7 protein-coding genes are annotated in these 11,625 nt (G+C 51.0%); all 7 read right to left on the bottom strand.

Features of this window, described 5'->3' with window-relative positions; genetic code table 11:
* Positions 1-93 precede the first annotated feature (93 nt).
* The 7 genes from BBD42_RS23285 to BBD42_RS23255 all read right to left on the bottom strand — a co-directional run bounded on the left by BBD42_RS23285 (position 94) and on the right by BBD42_RS23255 (position 11,608).
* A complete protein-coding gene (locus BBD42_RS23285; protein ID WP_099521765.1) occupies positions 94-1,761 on the bottom strand; it encodes an extracellular solute-binding protein in 1,668 nt (555 codons plus the stop codon).
* A gap of 98 nt (positions 1,762-1,859) precedes the next feature.
* Positions 1,860-2,783 (bottom strand): carbohydrate ABC transporter permease, encoded by a 924-nt coding sequence (locus tag BBD42_RS23280; RefSeq protein WP_099520079.1) that lies wholly within the window; start codon positions 2,781-2,783, stop codon positions 1,860-1,862.
* Positions 2,784-2,801: 18 nt separating this feature from the next.
* A complete protein-coding gene (locus tag BBD42_RS23275) occupies positions 2,802-3,737 on the bottom strand; it encodes an ABC transporter permease (RefSeq protein WP_081418547.1) in 936 nt (311 codons plus the stop codon).
* Between the two features lie 418 nt (positions 3,738-4,155).
* A complete protein-coding gene (locus tag BBD42_RS23270; RefSeq protein ID WP_099520078.1) occupies positions 4,156-5,799 on the bottom strand; it encodes an extracellular solute-binding protein in 1,644 nt (547 codons plus the stop codon).
* A 33-nt stretch (positions 5,800-5,832) separates the two neighbouring features.
* The gene (locus tag BBD42_RS23265) at positions 5,833-8,133 is read right to left on the bottom strand and encodes a helix-turn-helix domain-containing protein (protein WP_099521764.1); all 2,301 of its coding nucleotides are present in this window, start codon (positions 8,131-8,133) and stop codon (positions 5,833-5,835) included.
* Between the two features lie 180 nt (positions 8,134-8,313).
* A complete protein-coding gene (locus tag BBD42_RS23260; protein ID WP_099520077.1) occupies positions 8,314-10,638 on the bottom strand; it encodes a glycoside hydrolase family 95 protein in 2,325 nt (774 codons plus the stop codon).
* A 52-nt stretch (positions 10,639-10,690) separates the two neighbouring features.
* A complete protein-coding gene (locus BBD42_RS23255; protein ID WP_099520076.1) occupies positions 10,691-11,608 on the bottom strand; it encodes a fumarylacetoacetate hydrolase family protein in 918 nt (305 codons plus the stop codon).
* Positions 11,609-11,625 lie beyond the last annotated feature (17 nt).

The following is an 11,625-nucleotide window of genomic DNA, read 5'->3' as shown; positions in this document are numbered from 1 at the left end:
AGACCAGGCCATTATCTCGCAATAATAACCTGATCCTGTGAGTTCGGCGTTGCTGATTCTAATTAATCCAAGAAATTTGCTATAACCGCAGGATTACTTGAACGACGCGTCATAAGCTTTTTGCAAAATTTCCAAATAACGATCGATTTTCAGGTCCTTCAAGCCTTTCACATAAGCGTCCCAGTCCTTCTCCAAGCTTTTGTTGCCGGTAATAAATTGCAAGGCGTTCTGCTCAATGTAAGATTTAATGTTCGTTTGCAAAATGCTAACTTCGTCCACCTCGTTCTGATCGACCCAGATCGACCACAGCGGGAACAGCTCCTTCGGCTCATGGCCTTGGTACAGCAGTGTCGCCTGATACAATCTGCGCTCGTAGCTGGCGGAATCATAAATATCCGTTCCTTGAACGAAGCTGTCCCGGTACTCCTTCGGCATATAGAAATGGGCGGTTCCGCTCCAGCCCGCATTGCGAGGGGCTTCGCCTTCAGCGGCAGGAATCGTGGCAATTTGCGGTATTACGCCTTCGCCAAGCGCAACCTCGCCATCTTTCGGCTTTCTCCAATCAATGCCTTCCATGCCGGAGGCTCCATTCGTCTGGCCTTCTTGCGTGAACATATAATCGACTAGCTTAATCAAGGCGATTTTCTGCTCTTCGGATGCTTTATTCGTAATGACAAACTTGGCGCCAGGAGCTACGCCGCCCCCATCATGCGTTGCATAGGAGCCATGTGGTCCAGTAAGCGGCGGTACAGGATTGTAATCGGCCGAATTTTTGTTGCCAGCGTCGATATTTATGAAAATAGCTGGGTGCATGCCCGCTCCCGCGCCCAAAATTTGCGAATCGCCGTTTTCGCCGATTTTTTTGAACGCTTCCGCGTTTTGCGCGAATGCGCCCGGATCAATCAGCCCTTCATCATACAGCGATTTGATATAGCTCAGCCCTTCTTTCCATTCCGGCTTCACCGCCGCCGATTCCACCTTGCCGCCCGTCATGTTCAAATAGTTGCGATCATCATCATAGACGAAGCCGTTCATTAGGAATGGAATAACACGTACGCCAAAATCCTCGATCGAGCCGCTGAGCGGAACTTCATCGGCAACTCCGTTGCCATTTGGATCTTGGGTTTTGAACGCCTTCAGCACCGCTTTAAATTCCTCCGGCGTCTTAGGCATTTCAAGCTGGAGTTTATCCAGCCATTTCGTGTTGATCCACATTTTGTTCGGATACGAGCAATGGAAACATTGGCTGTAAGCGACAAGACCGTAAATATTGCCGTCAGGCGCCGTGTTAAACGCTTTCAAATCTGCGTCTTTTTCCATGGCGGCTTTAATATTCGGCGCATATTGCTCAATCAGGTCGTTCAACGGCACAATCACGCCCTGCTTGCCGTACTTCAATACATCAGCCTGCGAAAATTGATCGATATAGCCCGGAAGCATATAAGCATCTGGATAATCGCCGCTCGCAAGCGAAATTTGGCGTTTTTCCTTTGCCCCGTCCGGTGGCGTCGTATCGAACTTAAACTTCATATTGAACTTCTCTTCCACAAATTTGGTGAACTTGTTAGTCGTCAGATCAATGCCCGACTCCTGCACGGCAAACATCGTAATTTCAACCGGTGCGGTGCTTCCCGTCTCTTCCGATTGCGAAGCAGGCGCAGTCGCCACGCTGCCCGCCGGCTTATTGTTTTGCGAGCATGAAGCAAGCATCATGCTAACGACCACTGCAATGGCGAGCAGGCCTAACAGTCTCTTCTTCATTGTTGTTCGCTCCCTTTTCATCTCATAATAATGGCTGTCTGCCTTGCATTTGCGCTTTCGATCCCAAGCCTCACCTCCCTTCATTCTCCATTTCAGCATCAGCCCTTGACCGAGCCGACAAGCATGCCTTGGACAAAATACCTCTGTACGAACGGATAAATAATAAGCACCGGCAGCGTAGCTACGACGATCAGCGAGTATTTCAGCAGCTCGGATAGCTGCTGGCGCTCCACTTGTTTCAGGGCGTCCGTCACGCCTGCGGTATTATTCATAATGATGATGCTGCGCAGCACAAGCTGGAGCGGAAACAGATTAGCTGATTTTAAATAGATAAGGGCATCGAAATAGGCGTTCCACTGGCCTACCCCATACATTAGGAACAGCACGGCGAGTATCGGCTTGGACAAGGGAATGACGACGCTGCGCATAAACCGGAGATCGCTGCAGCCGTCGATTTCGGCCGCCTCCATCAACTCATCGGGAATCGATGACTGGAAGAAAGAGCGGGCGATGATTACCTGCCATACCCAGATCGCATTCGGAATGAGCAGTGCCCAGCGCGAGTCGATCATGCCGAATTCTTTGACTACCATATAAGTTGGAATGAGGCCGCCGCTGAATAGCATGGTGAACGTGATCAGCATCATAATAACCCCACGGCCAAAAAAGCTTTTGCGCGACATCGGATACGCAATCATAACCGTCAGCGCTACGCTAATTAGCGTTCCCGCCGTCGTATAGAACAACGAATTGCCGTAGCCCGTCATAATTTGCGGGGTATTAAACAGCACCTCGAAGCCGCGGAAGGAAATATCGACGGGCCACAGCCAGACACGTCCAGAAGTCACCGCGGCCGGGCTGCTGATCGAGCTGCTCAAAATATAAATAAGTGGATAAATGACTGCGAGCAGCACAAGTGAAAGCACCGTATAGATGATGAACAGAAACAGCCTGTCACCAGCCGATTCTCTGATTTTCAGCCTGAACGGCCGTTGCTGCCCAGCTGGTTTTGTTGCTGCCATAGGCGTACTCCCCTTCTTCTACCAAATACTCGATTTCGTTAAACGTTTGGCCAGGCCATTCACCGTAACCAACAACACCAAATTAATAAGCGAGTTGAACAAGCCGACTGCGGTTGCAAAGCTGTAATTGGCATTAAGCAGCCCAATTCGATACACATAAGTGGCAATAATTTCTGAATGAACCATATTCAGCGGATTTTGCAGCAAATATATTTTCTCGAACCCAATCGCCATCACGCTGCCCACATTCAATATGAGAATTATCGTAATCGTCGGCAGCAGGCCGGGAATGTCCACATGCACAATCTTTTGAAAGCGCGAAGCGCCGTCCACCTTGGCTGCCTCATACAACGTTGGATCGATGCCCGCCAGCGCCGCCAAATAAATGACCGCCGAATAGCCTGCCGTCTGCCAAATATCAGACCATACATAGATCGAGCGGAACATGCTGGCCTCGCCGAGAAAATTGATGGAGTCCAGGCCAAAAAAATTCAGAGCCACATTGGCAAAGCCAAGCCGCGGCGCAAGAAACAGCATAATGATCGATACCATGACGACCGTCGAGATAAAATACGGCGCGAAAGTAACGAGCTGGACCAGCCGCTTGAACCTGCCGCTGCCCACCTCATTTAACATGAGCGCCAGCAGTATAGGCACCGGGAAACCAGCCAGCAGCAAATAGCCGCTGACGAAAATGGTGTTTTTGACGAGCGGCCAAAACATCGGATTATCAAAAAACAGCTGAAAGTTTTTGAAGCCTACCCACGGACTGCCCCAGATCCCTTTAATGACGTTATAGTCCTTGAACGCCAGCACCGCATTAAGCATCGGATAATATTTGAAAATAAGGAAAAACAACACCGGCGGTATAACAATCAAATAGAGCTGCCAATGTTTCCTTAAGCTTCTTGCCGCTTCCTCCGTTACTCTTCGCTTAACACCGCCGTTTAACATTTGATGCTCCAGTACAACCTCTTTCTCCAGAACAATCCCCCCTAAGTCACTGCCTGATGATGAATGATAGCGCTTTCTATACGCTTGATCATAGGGGATTCAGCCTCGCTTGCGACAGGTACAATTGCGTCGTTTAGCGTACAATAACGCCGTTTTCAGGGGGACAATTGGCTGTGGGGCGTACATTTGGCGCAAGCTTCGGGGGAAGGGAGTAAGGATAGGCTTAATCTAAAACGGTTGCTCTGAACTAACCTTTTGTCCTGGCCAGCTTGATAACAACGGACATACGAAAAAAAACCGGCTAAACGATCAGCCGGTTTACAAATTTTATTTTTCAATACAGCAGTCAGTTGCCATGTACATATCTGTTAACTTATCCGAGTGATTGGCAGATGTCCAACAGTCTAGAAAAACTCGCTTATTTTTTATATAGATCATAAGCCCTTTGCATAATCTCCACGTACCGCTGAATTCTCATATCACGCAAGCCTGCTACATATCCGTCCCAATCGTTGTCTAAATCCCAATCGCCTGTAATGAAGCGCAATGTGCTTTGTTCGATATAATTAGTTAAATTTGTATGCAAAATGCCAGCCTCGTCCGCTTCGGCCGGGTCCAGCCATAACATCCAAAAGGGAAAAATATCTTTAGGCTCATGCCCTTCATACAGCCTCGTGGCTTCATAGAGCCGGCGCTCATAGCCATCAGGCGTATACATATCGCTGCCCGCTACCCAGCTATCGCGATACTCCCGAGGCATATATAGATGCGCCATCCCGCTCCAGCCGGAATTGGTCGACTTTGCTTCATTGATTAAAATGAGGCTTGTGAACAACGGCTTGACGTCTGCACCAAGCGCCTTCTCCCCGGCTTGCGGCTTGCGCCAGCCAATGCCTTCCAAACCGTTTTGGGACGTCGTTTGTCCTTCTGGGGTGTACATATAGTTAATGATTTCGATTAATTTGCGCTGCGCCTCCTTGCTCGCCCGGTTCGTGATGACAAACTTGGCTCCAGGCTGCATACCGCCCCCTTGATAGGTAGCATAGGAAGCATAAGGTCCCGCAAGTGGTGGAATCGGCACATAATCGTTCATGCTCTCGCCTGCGAAAATAGCGGGATGCATTCCAGCCGCCACTCCCAACATAGATACTCCTTCATTGTCGCCGATTCTTTTTAAAGCTTCCGCATTTTGAATAAAAGCTCCCGGATCAATCAGCCCCTCCTTGTAAAGCGATCTGATATAGGCCAGCCCGTCCTTCCAACGCGGCTTATCCGCAGCCGTCTCAACCTTGCCATCAGTCAGCATTAAATAATGGCGATCATCATCATAAATAAAACCGTTCATTAAATACGGAATAATTCGCACGCCAAAATCCTCGGTAGAGCCGCTGAGCGGAACCTCATCAGCCAAACCATTGCCGTTGGGATCCGAGCTTTTGAACGCCTCCAGCATTTCCTTAAATGCCTCGGTTGTCGTTGGCACATCCATACCTAGCTTCGCGAGCCATTGCACATTTACCCACATTTTGTTCGGATAGGAGCAATGGAAGCATTCGCTGTAGGCTGGAAGCCCGTAAATGTTCCCATCCGGAGCTGTGCTGAGCGCTTTGAGTTCCGAATGCTCCGCCATAGCAGCTAACACATGGGGGGCATATTTCGCGATTAACTCATTTAAGGGCAGGATAATGCCTTGCTTGCCGTACTTCAGCAGATCCGATTGCGAGAATTGATCTATATAGGCAGTCAGAAAATAAGCATCCGGATAGTCGCCGCCTGCAAGCGATATTTGCCGCTTTTCCCTTGCCCCGTCTGGTGAAATAACTTCCCAATTGAAATGCACGTTAAATTTTTGCTCCAGATAACGAGTGAAATCATTGGTCTGCAGCTCAATTCCCGGCTCCTGCAAGGCAAATACATGCAGCTCTGTCGGCGCTTCCTCATGCTTGCCTTCATCTCCGCTCACAAGATTACTCTCTTTAGCAGAGCATGAGACGAGGAGCAACAGCCCCACAAGCACAAGCATAAACACAAGGACAGCCATGCCGGTCCGGCCCATCTTCATTTCTCCTTCACTCCCTCCACGCCTGATGGGCGCCTAGATATGAATAGACTGCCTATAGGAGCTTGGCGCAACGCCCATTACCCGCTTGAAAGCTCTGCGGAAGGAATGCGAGCTGTTATAGCCGACGCGTGACGCAATTTCGTCAACTGTACAGCCTTCTGTGCGCAGCAAAGAGGCAGCGCGCTCGATTCGGACCATCTCCAGATAATCGGACACATTCATATCCGTCACTTCTTTGAATAGCTGAGAAATATACTTCTCAGGACGTTCAACCTTCTCGGCGATTCGGTATAAGGTGAGCTCGGAGTCGCTATAACTTTCGGCAATAAATCGCTTGATGTCACCCGCGGTCTGAATATGGGCACTATTTTTCTTGCTGTTAATAATGCCGCATAACGCTTCAATAATACCGTTGATCTCTTGCTGAATATCCGGCAGCATATCTGCTGCCTGGATGCCGATCATTTGATTTTTCAACGTATGAAGCAGCTCCGATTGGACGAGCGCCTTCTGATCCAGCAGCTTGAGCAGCGTTCCCTTCAGCTCGCCGACAAGCTGCTGCTTCATTTCCGGAGATAACTGGTGCTGATCCGAATTTTTGTCCATCACCGTCGACACGATCCGCTTAGCTTCCTCCGGCTCTCCTGCACGAATCGTACTAATCAGCCGCTGCTCCATGTCTAGCGGGTAATAATAGGTCGCCGTTTCCCGGCTGGAATCACTAAACCATAGTATGCTTTGCTGGCCGGATAGCTCGGTATACTCCAGCGTTTGTCCGGCCTGCTCGTAAGAGTGGCTGACATCCATCAGCGTGTGGAAGCATTCGCCAAATGCAGCTGACAAGGAAACCTTGTATTCGGAGTAGGCTGTTCGTGCGAGCCCCGTCAGCGCTTCATCTAACCGTTTACGGAAATCAGTCCCGCTAGTCTGCTCCCCCTGCTCCAACCAGATCATAACTAAACGATCCGATCCAAGCTCGGTCATCAGCAAATAACCCGCGGTTTCGGACAATGCCTGCTTCATAATCAGCCTTGCCGCGGAAAGCTCCTTTAATATATCGATGCTATCCATGCCAGAATAGCCGTTTATTCGCAAAATGCCCACGTAACCTTTCCCACCTGCAAGGCTAACGTCCGCTTGCGCCGCCGCAGCCGCAATTTCCTCCAGCGTATGAAATTCGCCTGCCAGCAGGCGCTTGAGAAAGCCGTCTCGAACGAGCGGCAGTTGACGCTCAAGCTCAAGCTCCAATTGGCGATTGCTCGTAATCATTTTCGAAATATTGCCCTGCAAAAAATCATATTCATTGCGCTCCGCCAAACCGTCCTTGCCGAAATGCTCCTTCATCACGCCAAGCAGCCGGTTAATCGGCACACTGTTTCGATAGGCGAGCAAGAGCCCCGCCAGCAGCCCAAGCACTAATGCAATTCCGGTTACCATCCAGGTCATATGCTTAATCTGATTCGCATTCTCCATTAGCACCTGGCGCGGTATGCCTGCGCGATAAGTCCAACCGCTCGTGTCCGATTGAATCGTTATGACAAGATCGTCATGGTAAAATTGGCTGCGTTTCGTCTGGTCAAGTTCAGTGGACGTAGAAAGCTGCCTTGCCGCTGCTTCCGTAATTCCCCGCACCCCTATCGTATTTCCCTGCGCATCACTAATGTGCGCCCAGCCGCCGTAACGGTCTTCAAGTCCAGCAAGCAGATTGGAAATATGCTCCTCATCGATCATAACAACGACTGTAGCTGGCGACGAGCCGCTGAAGCTGTCGAGCGGCAGCGATTGCATGTAGGTGACGACCGAGCTTTGCTTCTTATTGCTCATAAACGAACGGAGCGGCATCATCTCGCTGCTATGCGTTTTTCCGAGCACCTCATCCTTCCACTCATCGAGCGAAAGGTCCGTGTAGTGGAAATTTTGGTAATAATGCTCCGGACGGAAGTAGGCTGAGCCTTGGGTGAATATAACGTCATAATTTTTTAAATATATAAAATAATTTTGCAGAAAATCATTCGTCTGGCTAAATGGCGTCACCTGCTTCACCATGCTCCAGATGCCATAGACGTTGATTGCGTCTCCCTTTTTCTGCTCATTCATGAGCTTGTTCAGGTCAGGATTCAAGGCAAGCTGGCGGGTGAAGCCTTCCACCTCTACCATTCTTCGCTCCAATATCTCTTGGCTGCGCTGCAGTTGGGTCACGCTATTCTCGATGGAAATGGATTGCGTAACCGAAATCGAAGTGCGATACGACACATAACCCGCTATGCTAGGAATGATTAGTATAATTAAATAAGACACCAGAAACTTGCGAAAAATCGTCGTATATTTGGGCACAGCCAACCCACCCCTCTATATAATAGCGCTTTCATAAAAAGCGAAAGCATCGCCATCCCACTCTAAAAACGGCCGCACCTACATCATAACCTAACGAAGCGAAAAGACAACTACTTTATACTAAAGCGTAGTTGTCTTTTCTTTTATAGGATGAACTGCCCAGGCTACTGCTTTATTCCTCTATTGCTCTACCGCCATACGCTCCGATATTTGCAGCTCGGCATCAAGCCTGTAAGCCTGACCGGCCTTAAGCTCAGCCTTCACGGCAAGCTCACCGTACCGAACGACCACCTGTCCCGAGGCGTGTGCATATAGCGCCGCTTCTGTAAGCCGATTGTTGTCCCATGCGGCATCCACCTCGATGCCGCCTTTCGCACGCAGGCCCTTGAAGGAGCCTGACCGCCAAGCCGAGGGCAAAGCCGGGAGCAGATGAATGTTTCCTGTATGGCTATGCAGGAGTGTATCTGCCACCGCAGCCGTACCGCCGTAATTGCCATCAGCAATAAAAATATTCGTATCTGCCCCGGCAACCCCCGCCTTGGAATAGGTTAGCAGATTATCAAAGCATAGCTCGCTAATCAGATGGGCAATATGCCACAATGCTCGGTCGCCATCATACAGGCGGGAAAAGCCGGTTGCAAACAATACCGCCGTAAATTCAATATCCTCCAGCTCATCCGTCATACGACCTAGCAGCGTCTGCCTTGCGGCTGCGCTTAGCTCAGGCGTATCGCGCGGATTGATCTGGCTGCTTGGATAAAGGGCAAACAGATGGGCAAGATGGCGATGCTCGGGCTGCGCCTCTTCGTAATCCTCCAGCCATTCCTGCAGTTGGCCTCTGCTGCCGATCTTCAGTGGAGGCAGCAGGGAAATCGCATGCTCCAGCTTCGCTTGAAGCTCAATATCCGTTCCGAGTAATTTCGCCGCAGCCAGACAGAAGTCGAATAAATCCCGCACCAGCACCTGATCCATCGTCGAGCCCATCGACAGCTGCTGCGGTCCCTGCTCCCGATCAGCGGGATAAAAGCTGTTCTCAGGCGAGTTGGATGGCCCGGTTACAAGCCAGCCCTTGGCTGGATGGATCGCCATATAATCAAGGAAAAAGGCAGTTGCCTCCTTCATCACCGGATAAGCTTGTTCCGTCAAGAAGGTGCGGTCCAGCCCATATTCATAATGCTCCTTGAGGTGCATGGCAATCCATAATCCGCCAGTGACATTAAGCCCCCAGCCCGTCTCCCAGCCAGGTGCCGCGAAGCCCCACGCATTGGAGAATACATGAGCGACCCAGCCCTCGCAGCCATAGAAATCTTGTGCAGCCAGTCTCCCCGCATCCGCCAGCCGCTCAATGTAGTGCATGAGCGGAACATGGCATTCTGCCAAATTGACGATTTCCGTCGGATAATAATTCATCTGCGTGTTAATGTCCAGATGGTAATCGCAGCTCCAGGCCATCCGGTTCGCCTCGCCGTCATTCCATATGCCTTGCAAGTGCAGCGGCAGCGGCGAATTTGCGCGTGATCCGGCTATCGTCAAATAACGGCCATATTGGAAAAACAAAGAGATAAACTCGGGATCGTCATGTCCCTCCTGCCGCAGCCGCCGCATGCGCTCATCCGTCGGAAGCGCAGCGGCCTCGGATGCTCCGAGGTCCAGAGCTACACGGGCATACAGCGAGCGGTAATCCGCTACATGCTCGGCTTTCAATTGATCATAGCCTTTGGCAATCGCGGCTGCGAGCTGTTCCCCGCTTCGCACTTTCCAGTTCTCATCCGCTTGGCCGTAATCCGTATGCATGGCAAAATAAAGATAGGCTTCGTCTGCGCCTGTCACAACAAGCTTATCCGTCCTTGTCTGGACGCTGCCGCCCTGCACGACCAGCTTCACCAGCCCGTCGCACCATACACCGCATGTGCCGTCGCTATGCATATCCTCCGTTGCTTGCCCACGAAAGGCGACCGAATCATCACCTATTGCGACAGCCGCGAACTGCCCTGAGCGGCCGGTAACCCTGAGCGTGAAGCTGACACTTCCCGCCTGTTCGCCCGCAAACCGTGCTGCAACGATGCCGTCGACATTCGTTGCAAAAGCTTCGCGGGTGAACGTCTGGCCTTCGCTTGAATAAGACATCGCTGCCGTAGCTTGCTCCACGTCGAGCTCGCGAATGATGTCATCACTCTGATGTCCGAACCGCAGCACCATATCGCAAACGGAAAGGTTAGTGCCGAAATTTTGCTTCCTCGGCTGCAGCTGCTCCTTAGCGAGCCGATCTCCCTCATTATAATCGCCTCGGTAGAAGGCTTCCCGCATCCGGTTAAGCCCTGCTTTCCCTCCTCCGTTTCCGGCTATCCGCTCCTTCTTCCCAGACCAATACGTCAGCTCTGTCATACACCAAGTTTCCCGCTCGCTGCCGCCAAAAATAACTGCGCCAATCCGGCCGTTACCAATCGGCAATCCCTGCTTCCAGTCCTCTCCCGGACCGTTATACCAAAGCTTCGCTTGACTCACTATGCATCACCCTTCAGCTATATCATTATGTCCCATTAAAGATCCGCCCCTGCTAAGCCTCGCTTACAAATCGGTTGGTCAAGCTGCCTAAGCCTTCGATTTCAATCGTTACCGTATCGCCATGGCGCAAATAAACCCGCTGCTCCTCTGGCAGGCCGAGCACAACACCCTCCGGTGTTCCGGTCAAGATAATGTCGCCCGGCGACAGCGTCATATGCTGTGAAATATAGCTTACAATTTCGGCGCAGGAAAATATCATATCGCTCGTATGGGAATGCTGCCTGACCTCCCCATTGACGGTACACTTTATATCGAGCGCATTGGGGTCCGGGATTTCATCGGCTGTTACCAGATAAGGGCCAAGCGGACTGAAGTCGTCGCAGCTTTTGCCGAGCAGCCATTGTGCCGTCCGCATTTGAAGATCCCGTGCCGACAAATCATTGACACAGCAATAGCCGAACACATGCCGGAGGGCCTCCTCCTCGCTAATGTATTTCGCCGTTTGGCCGATGACGATAACAAGCTCCGCCTCATAATCGACCTGTGCCGTTACCCGCTCCGGCAATGCAATATCCCTGCCATGACCAGTAAGTGTGTTGTTAAACTTGTTGAACAAAATGGGGTAGTCTGGAACCCGCGCATTGGTCTCCGCTGCATGCTTTCTATAATTCAAGCCGACGCAGATGATTTTGCCCGGGCGGGTGACGCAAGGCCCCCATCTTACCTCGTCTTCCGCCAAAATAATCTCTCCACACGCCACACCCGCCTGCTCTGCCGCTTTCATGACGCGCTTTGCGTAAGATTCCAGCTGCGCAAGCGCCTGAGAACCGCCCGCAATAACCTCCATAACATCGGATGCAATAGAGGAGTCAGGCAGCCATCGCAGTGCCGCTTGAATATCCAATATGCCCTCGTTCACCTTAAGACCGAGACGATACATGCCGTCCGTATCAATCGTTACCAGCTTCATTTCATCCAACCGCCTTT

Origin of the sequence: Paenibacillus sp. BIHB 4019, from assembly GCF_002741035.1 — a bacterium.
Classification (GTDB): Bacteria; Bacillota; Bacilli; order Paenibacillales; family Paenibacillaceae; genus Pristimantibacillus.
Note: the sequence above shows the minus strand (reverse complement) of the source record. Positions and strands in the feature narration are given on the sequence as shown.